General features: G+C 41.9%; 14 protein-coding genes, 1 tRNA gene and 2 rRNA genes. 16 read left to right on the top strand and 1 reads right to left on the bottom strand.

Annotation, left to right across the window (positions count from 1 at the left end; all coding sequences use genetic code 11):
- The first annotated feature begins 2 nt into the window (after positions 1 to 2).
- The 9 genes from D0T87_RS12085 to leuB all read left to right on the top strand — a co-directional run bounded on the left by D0T87_RS12085 (position 3) and on the right by leuB (position 10737).
- Positions 3 to 76, top strand: a tRNA-Ala gene (locus tag D0T87_RS12085).
- Positions 77 to 294: 218 nt separating this feature from the next.
- A 23S ribosomal RNA gene (locus D0T87_RS12090) occupies positions 295 to 3191 on the top strand.
- 206 nt (positions 3192 to 3397) lie between these two features.
- Positions 3398 to 3508, top strand: a 5S ribosomal RNA gene (gene rrf / locus D0T87_RS12095).
- 165 nt (positions 3509 to 3673) lie between these two features.
- The gene (locus tag D0T87_RS12100) at positions 3674 to 3934 is read left to right on the top strand and encodes a hypothetical protein (RefSeq protein ID WP_163175394.1); all 261 of its coding nucleotides are present in this window, start codon (positions 3674 to 3676) and stop codon (positions 3932 to 3934) included.
- A gap of 528 nt (positions 3935 to 4462) precedes the next feature.
- A complete protein-coding gene (locus D0T87_RS12105) occupies positions 4463 to 5959 on the top strand; it encodes a 2-isopropylmalate synthase (RefSeq protein WP_163175395.1) in 1497 nt (498 codons plus the stop codon).
- 111 nt (positions 5960 to 6070) lie between these two features.
- Positions 6071 to 7474 (top strand): 3-isopropylmalate dehydratase large subunit, encoded by a 1404-nt coding sequence (gene leuC / locus D0T87_RS12110; protein ID WP_163175396.1) that lies wholly within the window; start codon positions 6071 to 6073, stop codon positions 7472 to 7474.
- 7 nt (positions 7475 to 7481) lie between these two features.
- Complete coding sequence (gene leuD, locus D0T87_RS12115) at positions 7482 to 8075, top strand: 3-isopropylmalate dehydratase small subunit (RefSeq protein ID WP_163175397.1); 594 nt, start codon at positions 7482 to 7484, stop codon at positions 8073 to 8075.
- Complete coding sequence (locus tag D0T87_RS12120) at positions 8051 to 9583, top strand: alpha-isopropylmalate synthase regulatory domain-containing protein (RefSeq protein ID WP_163175398.1); 1533 nt, start codon at positions 8051 to 8053, stop codon at positions 9581 to 9583. Before leuD ends, D0T87_RS12120 begins: the two co-directional genes overlap by 25 nt.
- A gap of 80 nt (positions 9584 to 9663) precedes the next feature.
- Positions 9664 to 10737, top strand: a complete 1074-nt coding sequence (gene leuB / locus D0T87_RS12125) for a 3-isopropylmalate dehydrogenase (protein ID WP_163175399.1) — start codon at positions 9664 to 9666, stop codon at positions 10735 to 10737.
- A gap of 93 nt (positions 10738 to 10830) precedes the next feature.
- Here the strand turns inward: leuB and D0T87_RS12130 are convergent, their stop codons facing one another.
- The gene (locus D0T87_RS12130) at positions 10831 to 11730 is read right to left on the bottom strand and encodes a cation diffusion facilitator family transporter (protein ID WP_163175400.1); all 900 of its coding nucleotides are present in this window, start codon (positions 11728 to 11730) and stop codon (positions 10831 to 10833) included.
- 133 nt (positions 11731 to 11863) lie between these two features.
- On the opposite strand from D0T87_RS12130, the gene D0T87_RS12135 reads away from it, so the two are divergent.
- From D0T87_RS12135 to D0T87_RS12165, 7 genes are all read left to right on the top strand, one after another.
- Positions 11864 to 12688 carry a lipopolysaccharide assembly protein LapB gene (locus tag D0T87_RS12135; protein WP_163175401.1) on the top strand — a complete coding sequence of 275 codons (825 nt, stop codon included), beginning with the start codon at positions 11864 to 11866 and terminating at the stop codon, positions 12686 to 12688.
- Positions 12689 to 13350: 662 nt separating this feature from the next.
- The gene (locus tag D0T87_RS12140; RefSeq protein ID WP_163175402.1) at positions 13351 to 13809 is read left to right on the top strand and encodes an AraC family transcriptional regulator; all 459 of its coding nucleotides are present in this window, start codon (positions 13351 to 13353) and stop codon (positions 13807 to 13809) included.
- A gap of 97 nt (positions 13810 to 13906) precedes the next feature.
- Positions 13907 to 15955: a dihydrofolate reductase gene (locus tag D0T87_RS12145; RefSeq protein ID WP_163175403.1), complete on the top strand. Its 2049-nt coding sequence runs from the start codon at positions 13907 to 13909 to the stop codon at positions 15953 to 15955.
- A gap of 6 nt (positions 15956 to 15961) precedes the next feature.
- Positions 15962 to 16636 (top strand): DNA alkylation repair protein, encoded by a 675-nt coding sequence (locus D0T87_RS12150; RefSeq protein ID WP_163175404.1) that lies wholly within the window; start codon positions 15962 to 15964, stop codon positions 16634 to 16636.
- A 71-nt stretch (positions 16637 to 16707) separates the two neighbouring features.
- Positions 16708 to 17193 (top strand): Fur family transcriptional regulator, encoded by a 486-nt coding sequence (locus D0T87_RS12155; RefSeq protein WP_163175405.1) that lies wholly within the window; start codon positions 16708 to 16710, stop codon positions 17191 to 17193.
- Positions 17190 to 18461: an adenylosuccinate synthase gene (locus tag D0T87_RS12160; protein ID WP_163175406.1), complete on the top strand. Its 1272-nt coding sequence runs from the start codon at positions 17190 to 17192 to the stop codon at positions 18459 to 18461. The genes D0T87_RS12155 and D0T87_RS12160 overlap by 4 nt, the downstream gene beginning before the upstream one ends.
- 153 nt (positions 18462 to 18614) lie before the next feature.
- Entirely contained in the window at positions 18615 to 19301 is a 687-nt protein-coding gene (locus tag D0T87_RS12165; protein WP_163175407.1) for a zinc metallopeptidase, read from the top strand.
- The last annotated feature ends 147 nt before the right edge of the window (positions 19302 to 19448 follow it).

Raw genomic sequence — 19448 nt, forward strand, 5'->3', positions numbered from 1 at the left:
AAGGGGGATTAGCTCAGCTGGCTAGAGCACCTGCCTTGCACGCAGGGGGTCAACGGTTCGAATCCGTTATTCTCCACTTATCTCATATTGCTGTTTCTTTCTACATTCAAATTGTAAATTGTAAATAGTCAATTGTAAATGAGATTTCGTTCTTTGACATGTTGTACAAAACCAAATTTTTATTTTTAGTATTGAGCTAAAAGTATATATCAACCGACGTTTCATGGTTTTGGAATTAGTTGTTGTAGCCTTGCTACTAACTTCTAACTTCTAGCTCCTGAAATAGTGTGATAAAAGAAAGTAATTAAGGGCGCATGGCGGATGCCTTGGCTCTCGGAGGCGATGAAGGACGTGATAAGCTGCGATAAGTTACGGGTAGGTGCAAATAACCTTTGATCCGTAAATTTCCGAATGGGACAACCCGGTATGTTGAAGACATATCATCTTACCTAGTAAGAGGCTAACGCAGGGAACTGAAACATCTTAGTACCTGTAGGAAAAGAAAATAATAATGATTGCGCTAGTAGTGGCGAGCGAACGCGCAGTAGCCCAAACCATACTTGTTACGGCATGTATGGGGTTGTAGGACCACGTCGTGGGACGACATTATACGAGAAGAACGTGGCTGGAAAGTCCGATCATAGAAGGTGATAATCCTGTATTCTAAGTATAATTAACCCTAGTGGTATCCTGAGTAGCGCGGGACACGAGAAATCCTGTGTGAATCTGCCGGGACCATCCGGTAAGGCTAAATACTCCCGAGAGACCGATAGTGAACCAGTACTGTGAAGGAAAGGTGAAAAGCACTTCGAATAGAAGAGTGAAATAGTTCCTGAAACCGTGCGCCTACAAGCGGTCGGAGCACCTATATGGTGTGACGGCGTGCCTTTTGCATAATGAACCTACGAGTTACTTTTACTGGCAAGGTTAAGATTCTTGAGAATTGCAGCCGAAGCGAAAGCGAGTCTGAATAGGGCGTTTTAGTCAGTAGGAGTAGACGCGAAACCAAGTGATCTACCCTTGGGCAGGTTGAAGGTTAGGTAACACTAACTGGAGGACCGAACCGATAAGCGTTGAAAAGCTTCCGGATGACCTGAGGGTGGGGGTGAAAGGCTAATCAAACTTGGAGATAGCTCGTACTCCCCGAAATGCATTTAGGTGCAGCCTTGTTTCATTACTAATGTGAGGTAGAGCGACTGATAAGATGCGAGGGCTTCGCCGCCTATCAAGTCTTGATAAACTCCGAATGCGCATTAGTTAAGAACAGGAGTGAGGGCATGGGTGCTAAGGTCCATGTCCGAGAGGAGAAGAATCCGGACCATCAGCTAAGGTCCCCAAATATATGCTAAGTTGAACTAACGAAGTCAGATTGCTAAGACAGCTAGGATGTTGGCTTGGAAGCAGCCATTCATTTAAAGAGTGCGTAACAGCTCACTAGTCGAGGAGTTTGGCGTGGATAATAATCGGGCATAAGCATATTACCGAAGCTGTGGGATGAACACGAAATATTGTTCATCGGTAGGGGAGCATTCCACTCTGCGTTGAAGAAGTATCGTGAGGTATTTTGGAGCGTGTGGAAACGCAAATGTAGGTATAAGTAACGATAAAGCAGGTGAGAAACCTGCTCGCCGAAAGACTAAGGTTTCCTGATCAACGCTAATCGGATCAGGGTTAGTCGGGTCCTAAGGTGTAGCCTAATGGCGAAGCCGATGGCTGAACGGGTTAATATTCCCGTACTACCCATAAGAGTGATGTGGGGACGGAGTAGTGATAGTGCCGCCAGCTGACGGAATAGCTGGTTGAAGGGTGTAGATGTTGAGGGTTATAGGCAAATCCGTAACCCAAGTCGAACCTGATAGTATGGAGCGTACTTTGTACAATCCAATAGTGCATGTAAACAGACTTCCAAGAAAATCCGCTAAACTTAATCTTATGTGGTACCCGTACCGTAAACGGACACACGTAGTCGGGATGAATATTCTAAGGCGCTTGAGTGATTCACGGTTAAGGAACTAGGCAAATTGACCCTGTAACTTCGGGATAAAGGGTCCCTACCCAGCGATGGGAGGGCGCAGAGAATCGGTCCAGGCAACTGTTTAACAAAAACACAGGGCTGTGCAAAATTGAAAGATCACGTATACAGCCTGACACCTGCCCGGTGCTGGAAGGTTAAGAGGAGATGTCATCGCAAGAGAAGCATTGAATTGAAGCCCCAGTAAACGGCGGCCGTAACTATAACGGTCCTAAGGTAGCGAAATTCCTTGTCGGGTAAGTTCCGACCTGCACGAATGGTGTAATGATCTGGACACTGTCTCAACCGTGAGCTCAGTGAAATTGTAGTATCGGTGAAGATGCCGATTACCCGCGATGGGACGAAAAGACCCCGTGAACCTTTACTATAGCTTAACATTGAATTTGGGCACGTGATGTGTAGGATAGGTCGGAGACTTTGAAGCTGGTACGCTAGTATTGGTGGAGTCGTTGTTGAAATACGACCCTTTGCTTGTCTGAGTTCTAACTCGTTGTTGCGAGGACACTGTTTGGTGGGTAGTTTGACTGGGGTGGTCGCCTCCAAAAGTGTAACGGAGGCTTCTAAAGGTGCCCTCACGACGATTGGTAACCGTCGGTAGAGTGTAATGGCATAAGGGCGCTTGACTGGGAGACTTACAAGTCGATCAGGTAGGAAACTAGAGCATAGTGATCCGGTGTTTCTGTATGGAAAGGACATCGCTCAAAGGATAAAAGGTACTCCGGGGATAACAGGCTGATCCCTCCCAAGAGCTCATATCGACGGAGGGGTTTGGCACCTCGATGTCGGCTCGTCACATCCTGGGGCTGGAGAAGGTCCCAAGGGTTGGGCTGTTCGCCCATTAAAGTGGCACGCGAGCTGGGTTCAGAACGTCGTGAGACAGTTCGGTCTCTATCTATCGTGGGCGTATGAAATTTGCGTGGCTCTGACACTAGTACGAGAGGACCGTGTTGGACTGACCTCTGGTTTATCGGTTGTGCCGCCAGGTGCATTGCCGAGTAGCTACGTCGGGATCGGATAAGTGCTGAAAGCATCTAAGTACGAAGCCGGCCACAAGATTAGATTTCTTAGGGTCGTTGTAGACTACAACGTTGATAGGAGGCAGGTGTACAGGTAGTAATATCATAGCCGAGCCTTACTAATTGCCCGTTAACTTTCTTTTGTCAGTATGGTTGTTATATACTTTTAGTTCTACTAAGAATAATTTGCTTAACTACACGCTATAATTATAGTAAGTAGCACAAAGCATACAAGAATAGATTTGGTTTTTGTATCACCATGTTTTTGACATGTTTGATGGTGTTTAATTCGTTGATATTTAGTTTTTAACTGTCAACTGTTAACTCTCAACTGTCAACTCAATGAAATTTAGGTGACTATAGCACAAGGGTTCCACCTCTTCCCATTCCGAACAGAGAAGTTAAGCCTTGTCACGCCGATGGTACTGCGTAACAGTGGGAGAGTAGGTAGTTGCCGTTTTAGTGAAGCCTCGTTATTGATCCGATAAGGAAAGATAACGAGGCTTTTTTGTATATCTTACTACCTATCTGCATAGAACTTCGCAGCGGCACGTTGCCGCTTTATGATTTTTCACTATCTTTGCGCCACACTATCTGATTAATTAATATTTAAAGCAAATCTATTATGAAAACAAAATTATTTTTTGCTGCTGTAGCTGTATTGTTTACTGTGGGTGTTGTAACATCATGTGGAAATAAAAAAGCTGCTGCTACTGCGGATGAAACTACTGTAGAAGTTTGTGATTCTACAAAGGCTTGTTGTGCGGAAAAGGTTGAATCTGCTGCCTGCGACTCAACTGAAACTTGCTGCGCTGAAAAAGGAGAAACAGCTGCATGTGACTCAACCAAAGCATGTTGCGCTGAGAAAGCTAAATCAGCAGAATAAAGAAAGCGAAGAAGGCCAAATTAATTTAAGGCCATAAATATATAATAAGAGGTTGTTTCAAAACTCCTCCCCATCCAAAGAGGGTAGGGGGAGGAGTTTTGAAACAACCTCTTATTATATGCAGCTTTTAAATTGTAACCTACAGTTGATAAATAGCTTCGAACTACTATTCATAGCAACGTTGGGTGATACATTTGATTTATTTCTATTCGAATTCTTATAAAATGAAATTTATTTCGATAAAAAAGTAACGTTTTTCTTTGTGGGTAAAAAAAAACACTTACCTTTGCAGCGTTAAAGATAGAAACAAGATAAGATGAATCAATCATATATACATATTCTACTCTGTGGTATTATTATTCTACTAGCAATGTTAGTTGGAAGTGAGCGCTGTATGTAGTTATGTATGATGTAGATATACGAAAGCCTTTCTCACTTCCAAGTGTGAAAGGCTTTTTTTTGCAGTGAACTGCCCAAAGTTATTTGTTAATCGTATTAGAATAAGTTATAAATTAAAAATATAAAGAAATGAGTGACAGATTATTTATTTTCGACACAACGTTGCGTGATGGTGAACAGGTACCGGGATGCCAGTTGAATACAGTAGAGAAGATTCAGGTAGCAAAAGCGCTGGAAGCATTGGGAGTTGACGTGATCGAAGCCGGTTTCCCGGTGTCTAGTCCGGGTGACTTTAATTCGGTTATTGAAATCTCTAAAGCTGTGACATGGCCAACGATTTGTGCCTTGACACGGGCAGTACAAAAGGATATTGAAGTGGCGGCTGAAGCCCTGCAATATGCAAAGCGTAAGCGAATTCATACAGGAATAGGTACTTCTGATTCTCATATCAAATATAAATTCAACTCAAACCGGGAAGAGATCATTGAACGTGCGGTTGCCGCTGTGAAATATGCCCGCCGGTTTGTGGATGATGTGGAATTCTATGCTGAGGATGCTGGACGTACGGATAATGAGTACTTGGCCAGAGTAATCGAAGCTGTAATAAAAGCAGGGGCTACTGTGGTTAATATTCCCGATACTACCGGCTATTGTTTGCCGGAAGAGTATGGAGCGAAAATCAAATATCTGGTAGATCATGTAGATAATATTGATAAAGCGATTATCTCTACTCATTGCCACAATGATTTAGGTATGGCAACAGCAAATACGATTAGTGGGGTACTGAATGGTGCGAGACAAGTAGAGGTAACGATCAATGGTATTGGCGAGCGCGCAGGAAATACTGCATTGGAAGAAATCGCAATGATCCTGAAGAGTCATCACGAAATAAAGATCGAAACGAATATCAATACCCAGAAAATATATCCGATAAGCCGTATGGTGTCCAGCTTGATGAATATGCCGGTGCAACCGAATAAAGCGATTGTTGGACGAAATGCATTTGCACACTCATCGGGTATTCATCAGGATGGTGTATTGAAGAATATGGAAACATATGAAATTATCAATCCTCGTGATGTGGGTATTGATGATAGTTCCATCGTATTGACTGCACGTAGCGGACGCGCAGCTTTGAAACATCGCCTTTCTGTATTGGGAGTAGAACCATCTCAGGAAAAATTGGATGAAATTTATGAGCAGTTCCTTAAACTGGCTGACCGTAAAAAAGATATTAATGATGATGATGTACTGGTATTGGCAGGTGCCGACCGGAGTCAGAATCACCGGATTAAGTTGGAATACCTACAGGTTACCAGCGGTGTCGGAGTACGTTCGGTTGCTAGTTTAGGATTGAATATTGCCGGTGAGAAGTTTGAAGCGGCGGCCAGTGGAAACGGACCCGTTGATGCTGCAATCAAAGCATTGAAGAAAATCATTGATCGCCACATGACGCTAAAAGAGTTTACAATTCAGGCTATTAGTAAAGGTAGTGATGATATGGGTAAAGTGCACATGCAGGTAGAATACAATAATCAGATGTATTATGGTTTTGGCGCAAATACGGATATTATTGCTGCATCAGTAGAAGCTTATATTGACTGTATCAACAAATTTGTGAAATAGTGGCAAGGCGCCGCTGCCAGGCTTCTCTGCGGGTGGATGTTTTTAACCGCAGATTTACGCAGAGTTTAAATGATGAGTACATTAAAAGACTAATTGAAAAGACTAATTAATATGAGTGAAAAAAAAACATTATTTGATAAGATCTGGGATTCCCACGTAGTGACTAAGGTAGAAGACGGTCCCACACAATTGTATATTGATAGACTTTATTGTCACGAGGTAACCAGTCCGCAAGCTTTTGCCGGAATGCGCCAACGGGGTATAAAGTGTTTTCGTCCGGAAAAGATATATTGTATGCCCGACCATAATACGCCGACACATGATCAGGATAAACCGATTGAAGACCCGATCTCTAAAACGCAGGTGGATACTTTAGCTAAGAATGCTGAAGATTTCGGTTTGAATCATTTTGGCATGTTGCACCCTAAGAATGGTATTATTCACGTAGTAGGTCCGGAAAGAGGGTTGACTCTGCCGGGAATGACGATTGTTTGCGGTGACTCTCATACATCTACTCATGGTGCTATGGGGGCTGTCGCCTTCGGTATTGGTACCAGTGAAGTAGAGATGGTGATGGCTTCGCAATGTGTCCTTCAAACGAAACCTAAAACAATGCGTATCACTGTTGACGGTAAGCTGGGCGAGGGTGTTACTGCTAAAGACATGGCACTTTATATCATTGCTCAAATGACTACAGGTGGGGCAACCGGATATTTTGTGGAATATGCCGGCGAAGCTGTACGTAACTTATCTATGGAAGGTCGACTTACTCTTTGTAACCTCAGTATCGAAATGGGAGCACGCGGCGGTATGATCGCTCCGGATGATGTGACTATTGAATATATAAAGGGTCGTGAATACACACCAACAGGCACAGAGTGGGATAAAGCGGTATCTTATTGGAAAACCTTGAAAACGGATGAAGGTGCTGTATTTGACAAAGAGATTGTGTTCAAAGCGGAAGATATTGAACCGATGATCACATACGGAACCAATCCGGGTATGGGTATGGGTATTACGCAACAAATTCCTGCGATGGAAAGTGTGCCTGAAGCCGGACGGATTTCTTATGCTAAGTCATTGGAATATATGGGGCTTGAAGCCGGTGCTTCTTTACTTGGAAAGAAAGTTGATTACGTTTTCCTGGGTTCTTGTACCAATGGGCGTATTGAAGATTTCCGTGATTTTGCAGCTTTGGTAAAAGGCAAGAAGAAAGCAGAAGGTATTGTGGCTTGGTTGGTTCCGGGCTCATGGATGGTTGATGCTCAAATAAAAGAAGAAGGATTAGATAAAATCTTTATGGAAGCTGGCTTTGAATTGCGTCAGCCGGGATGTTCGGCATGTTTGGCGATGAATGATGATAAAGTACCGGCCGGAAAATACGCCGTGTCTACTTCAAACCGAAACTTTGAAGGCAGACAAGGACCTGGAGCACGCACTTTGCTGGCTAGTCCGCTGGTAGCTGCCGCCGCCGCCATAACAGGAGTTATAACTGATCCAAGAACTTTAAAATAGAACTGCAATGAAAGAAAAATTCAATATACTGACCTCTACATGTGTGCCTCTCCCATTAGAAAATGTGGATACCGACCAGATTATTCCTGCTCGTTTTTTGAAAGCTACTACAAAGGAGGGCTTTGGAGATAACCTGTTTCGTGACTGGCGTTATGATAAACAGGGAAATAAAATAGAATCGTTTGTTCTGAATAACCCTACTTACAGTGGGAAGATTCTGGTGGCCGGTAAGAACTTCGGTTCCGGATCAAGTCGTGAACATGCAGCTTGGGCGATCGCAGGTTATGGCTTCCGAGTGGTAGTTTCCAGTTTCTTTGCCGACATCTTTCGCAATAATGCTTTGAATAACTTCGTACTTCCGGTAGTGGTAAGTGAAGCATTCCTGGCCGAGTTATTTGATTCAATTGATAAAGATCCGAAAGCAGAAGTGGAAGTGAATCTTCCATCACAAACCATCACCAATAAATCGACAGGTAAAAGCGAACAGTTTGATATTAATGCTTATAAGAAACATTGCCTGGAGAACGGATTGGACGATATAGATTTTCTGTTGACCAACAAAGATAAAATAGAGGCATGGGAAGAAGAAGTGTCAAAATAGAAATCATGGACACTACGCTCCGCGATGGTGAACAGACCAGTGGAGTGTCTTTTGTGCCTCATGAAAAATTAATGGTAGCACGTCTGCTTTTAGAAGAACTAAAAGTAGACCGGATAGAAGTCGCGTCGGCCCGGGTATCGGATGGAGAGTTTGATGCTGTGAAGATGATCTGTGACTGGGCCGCGCGACGAAACATGCTGCAACGGGTGGAAGTGCTGGGCTTTGTTGATGGGCGGACTTCTTTGGAATGGATTCAGAAAGCCGGGTGCCGTGTTATCAACCTGCTCTGTAAAGGTTCTCTGAAGCATTGTACTTGCCAATTAAAGAAAACATTGGAGGAGCATGTGGAAGATATTGTTGCCGTAGTTCGCTATGCCGACGAGATGGATATTGATGTAAATGTCTATCTGGAAGATTGGAGCAATGGTATGAAACATTCTCCCGAATATGTATTTCAACTGATGGATGCTTTGAAAGATACAAGCATCAAGCGATTTATGTTGCCTGATACACTGGGAGTTCTTAATCCGTTGGAAGTTGTGGAGTTTATGCGTAAGATGGTGAATCGCTATCCGGATAAACATTTCGATTTCCATGCCCATAATGATTATGACCTGGCGGTAAGTAACACACTTGCGGCCGTGTTAAGTGGGGCTAAGGGATTGCATACTACCATCAACGGACTGGGAGAAAGAGCAGGAAATGCACCATTAGCAAGTGTACAAGCCATTCTGAAAGATCACTTCAATGCGGTTACCAATATTGATGAGAGTCGTTTGAATGATGTGAGCCGGGTTGTAGAGTCTTATTCCGGTGTGATTATTCCTGCCAATAAGCCGATTGTCGGTGAAAATGTATTTACCCAGGTAGCCGGTGTACATGCGGATGGCGATAATAAAAGCAATTTATACTATAACGATTTGCTACCGGAACGTTTCGGTAGGGTACGCGAGTATGCACTCGGAAAAACATCGGGTAAAGCAAATATCCGCAAGAACCTGGAAAGTCTGGGACTTGAGCTGGATGAAGAATCCATGCGTCGCGTAACCGAACGTATTATTGAATTGGGTGATAAGAAAGAATTGGTCACTCAGGAAGACCTGCCTTATATTATTTCCGATGTGCTCAAAAGTGAAACGATGAGCAATAAGGTGAAACTGAAAAGTTATTTTGTTACTTTAGCGCATCGTTTGCGCCCAATGGCTACATTGAGTGTTGAAATCAATGGAAAAACGTATGAAGAAAGTTCTTCCGGAGATGGTCAGTATGATGCTTTCGTTCGTGCCCTGCGTAAGATATATAAGGTGACGTTGAATCGTAAATTCCCCATGTTGATAAACTATGCTGTAAGCATTCCCCCGGGAGGAAGAACGGATGCTTTTGTACAGACAGTTATCACGTGGAGTTACGAAGATAAAGTGTTCCGTACCCGTGGGCTGGATGCCGACCAGACAGAGGCGGCCATAAAAGCTACCATCAAGATGCTGAATATAATTGAAGAATACTAACTTAATTTTAAATTATGAATTTTGAATTATGGCTGTTAAAAGGAATAATTCAAACTTCAAAACTCAAAATTTGAATTAACATGAAATTGAATATTGCCGTCCTGCCGGGCGATGGGATTGGTCCCGAAATTGTTAAAGTAGCCCTGGATGCTACTATTGCCGTGTGTGAGAAATTTGGTCATGAATTAAGCTATACGTATGGTATTTGTGGCGCTACAGCGATAGATCAGGTGGGCAATCCGTATCCTGAAGAAACACATGAATTGTGTATGAAGAGCGACGCTGTTCTTTTCGGTGCTGTTGGTGATCCTAAATTTGACAATGATCCTTCGGCTAAGGTACGTCCCGAGCAAGGCTTGCTCGCTATGCGTAAACGTCTTGGGCTTTATGCCAATATCCGTCCGGTAACTACGTTTGAGTCGCTGATACATAAATCTCCGCTGCGTGCGGATCTGGTTAAGGGTGCTGATTTTATGTGCATCCGTGAATTGACCGGTGGTATGTATTTTGGTCGTCCTCAAGGACGTTCAGAGGATGGTAATACAGCCTATGATACGTGTGTATATAGCCGCGAAGAAGTTGAGCGCATCGTGACGTTGGCTTATGAATATGCAATGAAACGCCGTAAGAAAGTAACCATTGTAGATAAGGCAAATGTCCTGGCTACATCTCGTTTATGGCGTGAAGTAGCTAAAGGTATTGAACCTAAGTATCCTGAAGTGGAAACTGAATACATGTTTGTTGATAATGCTGCCATGCGTTTGATTCAGTGGCCTACTTCATTTGATGTAATGGTTACCGAGAATATGTTCGGTGATATTTTAACGGATGAAGCATCTGTTATTACCGGCTCTATGGGACTGTTGCCTTCAGCTTCTATCGGTACATACACTTCTGTATTCGAACCTATTCACGGGTCATGGCCACAGGCAGCAGGTCAGGATATTGCTAATCCGTTAGCTACGGTATTGTCGGCTGCTATGATGTTTGATTATGCATTTGATCTGAAGGCTGAAGCTGAACTGATACGCAAAACTGTAGATGCTTCTATGGATGCGAATATACGTACACAGGATATTCAGGTGGAAGGTGAGAAACCTTACGCTACTTCAGAACTGGGAGAATGGCTTGTTGATTATATCAAAAAAGCATAAGGAGATTTGCTATTTTATGATTTACGATTTACGATTGAAATTACTATAATCAAGTTACTTCAATCGTAAATAGTAAATCGTCTAATCGTAAATCTAATCATATTCGTCCTGGCAACGCTCGGCAGTTGTTTCAAACTCTAGTGTTGCATGATTTATTCCGCTATCGGCAAGCCGGTGGCGGATTTCATTTTTAATACCTTCCATTTGTCCCATTTGTTCGGTTACAATATGTGCAGTGAGTGCGACCTCCGTAGTGCTGATTGCCCAGATGTGAACATGGTGGACGCTCTTTACTCCAGGGGTTGAGTCAATAATCTTAAGAATATCTTCTGTATGTATTCCTAACGGAACGCCATCCAGAGATAACCGGATACTGTCGTGAAGCAACCGCCATGTGGAAATTAAAATAACAATGGCAACAACGATACCTATAATAGGGTCTATAATATAAAAGCCGGTCCAATTGATGACCAATCCGGACACCAGTACGCCAATGGAAACCAGGGCATCGGCAGCCATGTGTAAATATGCACCTTTTACATTCAAGTCCTTCTCTTTATCTTTCATGAAAAGCATGGCTGTTATTCCATTTACAATAACTCCGACGCCGGCAACCCAAGCTATGGCAGTTCCGGGGACTTCTGCCGGGTGCTGAAGTTTTTCAATACTTTCTACAAGAATGGCCCCGACTGCTACTAATAAAATTACTGCATTTAGTAATGAAACCAGTATGGTGCTCTTTTTATAGCCATATGTATATTTATCATTGGCTTTAATCTTTGCCAGTTTAAAAGCCAGCATAGCCAGAATCAGGCTGACAACATCACTTAAATTGTGCCCGGCATCGGAGAGGAGAGCTAATGAATTGAACCATAAGCCTGCACCAAACTCTGTAACAACGAAGACCAAGTTTAGAATGATACCAATGATAAACGCTTTGTTGAGCGAGGTGACATTGATTGTATGGTGATGATGATCATGGTCGTGCGACATAATTATTGAATTTATTTAGTTAGAAAAACTATATAATTTGAAAAACAACCAAATAGGGCGAACTGTTTACGAGGCTAAGTTACATTTTTAAGTATATTTGCCGCCATCGAAATTCATTAAACATATGTATATTATGAAAAGATTTGCATTACTGATTTTAATACTATGTAGTACATTCGCTTTAGTTCAGGCACAAACCTATCAGGAGCTTACCGACCGGGCTTTAAATCTCGTAGAAGCAGATGATTTGGTACAGGCAGAGGAGGTATTCCGCCAGGCACTAAAGCTGGAGCCATCTAATCCGCGCAATGCATTGGTCTTTTCGAATATTGGCACCATACAGCGTCGCATGAAGAAGTACGATAATGCCATTGAATCTTATACTTATGCTTTAAATATAGCGCCTACAGCTATTCCTATTCTATTAAATCGCGCTACGGTCTATATGGAGCTGGGGAAAACGGATCGTGCTTATGTGGACTACTGCCAGGTTCTTGATGGTGATAACTCAAATGCGGAAGCCTTGTTAATGCGTGCCTATATTTATGTGGTACGTCGTGATTATAAAGCTGCCCGGATAGATTATGATCGCTTGCTGAAAATAGAACCGAATAATTATAATGCCCGTTTGGGATTGGTTACCTTGAATCAGAAAGAGAAAAAGTTCAGTGAGGCTATTGAACTTATAAGTAAATTGATTGTAGACTATCCCGAAGACGCCACTTTATATGTTGCCCGTGCTGATGTAGAATCGGATATGCAGCATGTCGATCTGGCTATGATTGACCTTGAAGAAGCTATCCGCTTAGATCCGGAGAATTCGGATGCTTTTTTATTACGTGGTGAGATTTACTTATCCCAGAAAAAGAAGGCTTTGGCCAAGCAGGATTTTGAAAAAGCTATTCAATTAGGAGTACCTCAATCGGAATTGCATTCTCAGATGCAACAATGTCGGTAATATATACAATAATCTAATGAAATAATTGGATATTGAGACAATAATATAATATATCAGGTTTTGTGATTTTTTTAATGCTTTGGGGGAGAATAACGTCCGTTTTTTACTAATTTTCCTTTGCTTCTTGTTGCCAGGTTTATTTTTTTACTAATAAACCGTTAGGTTTGAAATTTACTTTTTAACGGTCTTTATTTTATCCGGTTTGTTATCTGGATATCTGTTTTTATTGAAGTGGTTATAATTTGCAAGTTTGACTATATGATGCCTTGTGTCTCTTTATGTGCTTTGTATTTAATGATATATCTGTCTTTTGTGTATCTGTGTGCCTTATTTTGTTGTTTTATGTAAGCTCTTGAATTTGAGATGGAGATGAAAAGATGAAGATAATGATCGTGAATAGGGGTTCTAAAGTTGAATATTTGATGCATGGATATTGTTAAAAAGTAATTCGTCTTGTTTATGTACTGTAAGAAAGTTTTTTTAATTGTTAAAGAATAGCCCTGGAATCATCTCTTGAAAGGCTTTCAAGGTTTTTTTATACTTTCTATACAAAAAATTTATACGAAAGGGTTGCGTATATAAAAAAAAAGTACGATTTTTGTAATATCAAATGTGCGTAAGCACGATGAGATGAAATTAAAAACACCTAACCAGTTAATTCAATGAGTGATTTAGAAAACAAAAAACAAGAAGGAACTCCGACGAAGCGCCCTTATAACATTAAGGAAAAGAAGGAGAAAAAAGCTGCTTACAGATCTTTGATCAGACCTGAGTTAGCAGATGAGTTGTATGACAAGATCATGGAGATCGTTGTTATGCAGAAAAAGTATAGAGATCCGGATTATTCAGCAAAAGATCTGGCAAAAGAGTTGAAAACGAATACTCGTTACTTGTCTGCAGTAGTAAATTCACGTTTTGGAATGAACTACTCTTGCCTGTTGAACGATTATAGAGTGAAAGATGCTTTGCATCTGTTGACAGACAGAAGATATGCTGATAAAAACGTAGAAGAAATCAGTGCGATGGTAGGTTTTGCTAACCGTCAATCTTTCTACGCGGCTTTCTATAAAAACGTAGGTGAAACACCTAATGGATATCGCAAAAGAAACGCAAAGAAATAATAAATTGTGCGTTTGATACAGGAAAAAAGGAATTATCCCGGACCAACCACCGGGGTATTTCCTTTTTCTCATTTTGATAACTATAATATCCCATACTATGAAGAAATATTTGATAGCTATGACAGTAGGAATAACCGTATTAGCTTCCTGTGATGGAGGCAAAAAAGATACAGCGGAAGCTGAAAGTTTTGAATATTCGGTAGAGCAATTTGCCGATTTGCAAATCCTTCGGTATAAAGTGCCGGGATTTGAAGAATTGTCGTTGAAGCAGAAAGAGTTGATCTATTATCTGACAGAAGCGGCATTGGTTGGCCGTGACATTCTGTTTGACCAGAATGGAAAGTATAATCTGGCTATCCGTAAAACATTGGAAAGTGTATACACCAATTACGATGGTGATAAAAATAGCGCCGACTATAAAAATATGGTGATATACCTGAAACGGGTATGGTTCTCCAATGGAATACATCATCATTATGGAAGTGAAAAGTTTATTCCTGAATTTTCGCCCGAATTTTTGAAAACAGAAATGTTGAAGATGGATGCTGCTGAACTTCCATTGTTGGAGGGACAAACAGCAGAGCAGTTGTATGAAGTGTTGTATCCTGTAATTTTTGATCCTGGCGTAATGCCCAAACGGGTAAATCAGGCAGATGGTGAAGATCTGGTATTGACATCGGCATGTAACTATTACGACGGAGTAACCCAAAAAGAAGCAGAAGCTTTTTATAATAGCTTGAAAGATCCTAAAAATCAGACTCCCGTATCTTATGGTTTGAATAGCCGCCTGGTTAAAGAGGATGGAAAGATTCAGGAGAAGGTTTGGAAAGTAGGCGGACTATATACAGGCGCTCTCGAAAAGATTGTGTATTGGTTGGAGAAGGCGGAGGCTGTGGCCGAAAATGAGGCACAGAAAGCAGTTATCTCCAAACTGATTGAATATTATAAAACAGGTGATCTTAAGACATTTGATGACTATTCCATTCTTTGGGTGAAGGATCTGGATTCGCGCATTGATTTTGTGAACGGATTTACAGAATCTTATGGTGATCCATTGGGCATGAAGGCAAGCTGGGAATCGTTGGTGAACTTCAAGGACATGGAAGCCACTCGTCGTACTGAACTTATAAGTAATAATGCACAATGGTTTGAAGATCATTCTCCGGTCGACAAACAATTCAAAAAAGAAGAGGTAAAAGGTGTATCGGCTAAAGTGATTACTGCTGCGATTCTTGCAGGTGATCTTTATCCGGCAACAGCCATCGGTATAAATCTTCCCAATTCAAACTGGATACGCGATCAGCATGGTTCTAAATCTGTAACCATAGGGAATATAACCGATGCTTACAATAAAGCTGCGCACGGCAATGGTTTTAATGAAGAATTTGTGTACAGTGGTGTTGAGCGGGATTTAATTGACAAATACGGCGATCTGACAGGCAATTTGCATACCGATCTGCATGAGTGTCTGGGACACGGTTCCGGTAAACTATTGCCGGGGGTAGATCCTGACGCATTGAAAGCTTATGGTTCTACTATTGAAGAAACCCGTGCAGACTTATTCGGGCTGTATTATGTTGCCGATCCTAAACTGGTGGAGTTGGGATTAACTCCTAATAATGAAGCGTTCAAAGCCGAATATTATACTTTCCTGATGAATGGGTTGATGACCCAGCTTGTACGTATTGAGCAGGGAAGCAATATCGAAGAGGCTCACATGCGCAACCGTCAACTAATTGCCCGCTGGGTATATGAAAAAGGCACTGCTGACAATGTGGTAGAGATGAAAAAGAAAGAAGGTAAAACGTATGTAGTTATCAATGATTATCAGAAACTACGTGATTTGTTTGGCCAGCTTTTAGTTGAAATTCAACGAATTAAATCTACCGGCGATTTTGATGCGGCACGTGCTATTGTAGAGAACTATGCCGTTAAGGTTGATCCTACATTGCATGCCGAAGTCTTGGAGCGCTATAAAAAGCTGAACTTATCACCTTACAAAGGTTTTGTTAATCCGGTGTATGAAGCTGTAACCAATGCCAATGGCGACCTTGTTGATGTGAAGGTTTCATATAAAGAAGGATATGTTGAGCAGATGCTGCGCTATAGCAAAGATTACGCTACGTTGCCGTTCTGCAATAAATAGAATTTCATGGAGTTAAGTGAGAAATTAAAAGATATCAGAACACAACTCCGTTTAGGTATGAACGGGGTTGTGTCTCAAAGCATGCGCGAAAAGGGGCTGGTTTATAAACTGAACTTTGGAGTGGAGCTTCCCCGTATTAAAGTCATAGCCGCGAACTACGAAAAAGACCATGCACTTGCCCAGGCGCTTTGGAAAGAGGATATTCGTGAGTTTAAAATACTGGCTGCTATGTTACAGCCCATTGAGAGCTTTTACCACGAAATTGCAGATATCTGGGTTGAAGATATCCGGAATATCGAGATTGCGGAACTAACGGCAATGAATCTTTTTCAATATCTGCCTTATGCTCCTGCCAAGTCTTTCCAATGGATAGCCGGTGAAAGAGAATATGTGCAGGTTGCCGGGTATCTTACCATCTCCCGATTGTTAATGAAGAAGGGCGATATGACCGAAAGGGCATCTTCCGAATTACTCGACCAGGCTATTACGGCTGTGCTTTCCGGCGCTTATCATGTGCGCAATTCGGCTCTGTTGGCTATCCGTAAATTTATGGAACATAGTGAAGAGCATGCTTTTCGGGTATGCCGGCTGGTTGAAAGTTATGCGGGGTCTGAAAATGAGGCAGAACACATGCTTTACACGATGGTAAAAGATGAAGTAGAGAATTATCGGAACTCCTAAAAAAACTCCTTTTTATTCCTTGCCTTTTACAAAAAACGGTTAACTTTGTTGGCGCTTAAATAAACACCCCTATGGAAGCTCCGGAAGTGAGAGATATAGTAAAGCAGATATTTACCGAATATCTGAAAGCTAACGGGCATCGGAAGACTCCTGAAAGGTATGCTATACTCGATACTATCTACTCCATAGAAGGGCATTTTGATGTTGATATGCTGTATTCCCGAATGATGAATGATGAGAAGTTCAGGGTCAGCAGAGCTACTCTTTACAATACCATCATTTTACTAATCAATGCCAAACTGGTTATAAAGCATCAGTTTACACACTCTTCGCAATATGAAAAGTGCTATAACAGAGATACACATCATCATCAGATTTGTATGCAGTGTGGCTCTGTTACGGAGTTTCAGAATGAAGTTTTGCAAAAGGCCATTGAAAGTACCCGGTTGAGTAGATTTCAATTATCGCACTACTCTTTGTATATTTATGGGTTGTGCAGTAAGTGCGACAGGAAAAATAAACGTAAACAAAGTAATCAAAATAAGAAAGAAAAATGAAAGTAGATGTACTATTAGGTTTGCAATGGGGCGACGAAGGGAAAGGAAAAGTAGTCGATGTGTTGACTCCCAGATACGATGTAGTAGCACGTTTTCAGGGTGGTCCTAATGCAGGCCATACGCTAGAGTTTGAAGGGCAGAAGTATGTACTTCGCTCCATCCCTTCAGGTATCTTCCAGGGCGATAAGGTGAATATCATCGGCAACGGTGTAGTGCTTGACCCGGCTTTATTCAAAGCGGAAGCCGAAGCATTGGAAGCGGCGGGACATAACCTGAAAGAAAGACTTTTTATCTCGAAAAAGGCGCACCTTATTATGCCTACGCATCGTATTCTTGATGCGGCTTATGAGGCTGCCAAAGGTGAGGAAAAAGTGGGAACTACCGGAAAAGGCATTGGACCTACTTATACTGATAAAGTGAGCCGTAATGGTTTGCGGGTAGGAGATATATTGGGTCATTTCGGCGAGAAATATGCACAGGCAAAGAAGCGCCATGAACAAACGTTGCAATCTCTGAATTTTGAATATGATCTGACTGAGCTTGAACAAACCTGGTTTGAGGGTATCGAATATCTGAAGAACTTTAATTTGGTTGACAGCGAGCATGAGATCAATAACCTGCTGTACGTAGGAAAGAAAGTTCTTTGCGAGGGCGCACAAGGCACTATGCTCGATGTAGACTTCGGGTCCTATCCGTTTGTGACGTCTTCTAATACCGTTTGTGCCGGTGCATGTACTGGTTTAGGCATTGCTCCTAACCGTATAGGCGAGGTGTATGGTATCTTTAAAGCATACTGTACACGTGTAGGTGCTGGTCCGTTTCCAACAGAATTATTCGATAAAGTTGGAGATCAGATTTGTACGTTGGGACATGAATTCGGTTCGGTAACCGGGCGCAAACGCCGTTGCGGTTGGATTGACCTCGTGGCTTTGAAATACTCTATCATGATCAATGGAGTAACCAAACTGATTATGATGAAGAGTGACGTTCTGGATTCATTTGCTACAATCAATGCGTGTATTGCATATGAAATGGATGGTAAGGAAATTGATTATTTCCCATACGATATTAACGATAGCGTAAAACCTGTATATGTTGAACTGGCAGGTTGGGAAACTGATATGACAAAGATGAAGAGCGAAGATGAATTCCCCGAAGAATTCAATTCATACCTGACATTCCTCGAAGAGCAACTTGGAGTGGATATTGTCATTGTGTCACTCGGACCTGACAGAGCGCAGACTATCGAACGCTATACCGAAGAATAAGCAGGCGGCAAGGTACCGCTGCCAGGTTTTTATTTAACGATAACTTAATTCTTTATAAAAATAAGAGAGCTTGAAAGGCCCTCTTATTTTTTTATCTATTTTTGGCAAACTATTTGTAGTTAGAATTGTAGTATAAATAAAAAGAATATAATTATGGGAATTCCTATTTCATGGATAATATTTATAGGTATCGCTCTGGTGAGTTACCTGGTGCAGTTGAATCTGCAAAGCAAATTTAAAAAGTACTCTAAGATTCCGGTAGCAAACGGAATGACGGGACGAGACGTGGCTATTCAGATGCTACGTGATAATGGTATTACTGACGTACAGGTGACGCATACTCCTGGCACATTGACCGACCACTATAATCCGGCAAATAAAACCGTCAATCTTAGCGAAGGCGTTTATGCCAGCAATAGCATCATGGCAGCAGCAGTAGCCGCACATGAGTGTGGGCACGCCGTTCAGCATGCCCGTGCATATGCTCCGTTGACTATGCGCAGTAAATTGGTTCCGGTTGTGACTTTCGCATCACAATGGATGACGTGGGTTTTATTGGCTGGTATTTTACTGATCAATACATTCCCACAACTATTATTGGCTGGTATCGTTCTGTTTGCCATGACAACATTATTTAGCTTCATCACGCTACCCGTAGAAATTGATGCCAGCAAACGCGCATTGGTTTGGCTAAGTGCTTCAGGAATAAGCAATTCTTATAATCATAAACAAGCCGAAGATGCCCTTCGTTCGGCTGCATATACCTATGTAGTAGCAGCGCTAGGCTCTCTGGCAACTTTGTTTTATTATATAATGATTTTCCTGGGACGGAGAGATTAAGGTATAAAATCAGGCTAGTCCTAAGAAGCGGTGCAAAGAAAAAATGCACCGCTTTTTTTTGTTAAACACTCCAACTTTCTACATTAACGCGGCTGTATGCCGTGTTAAACACTGCTACTCGTGGTGTTAAACCCCAAAGTTGGCGTG

The organism is Bacteroides sp. 51 (assembly GCF_010500965.1).
Taxonomy (GTDB): Bacteria; Bacteroidota; Bacteroidia; order Bacteroidales; family Bacteroidaceae; genus Bacteroides.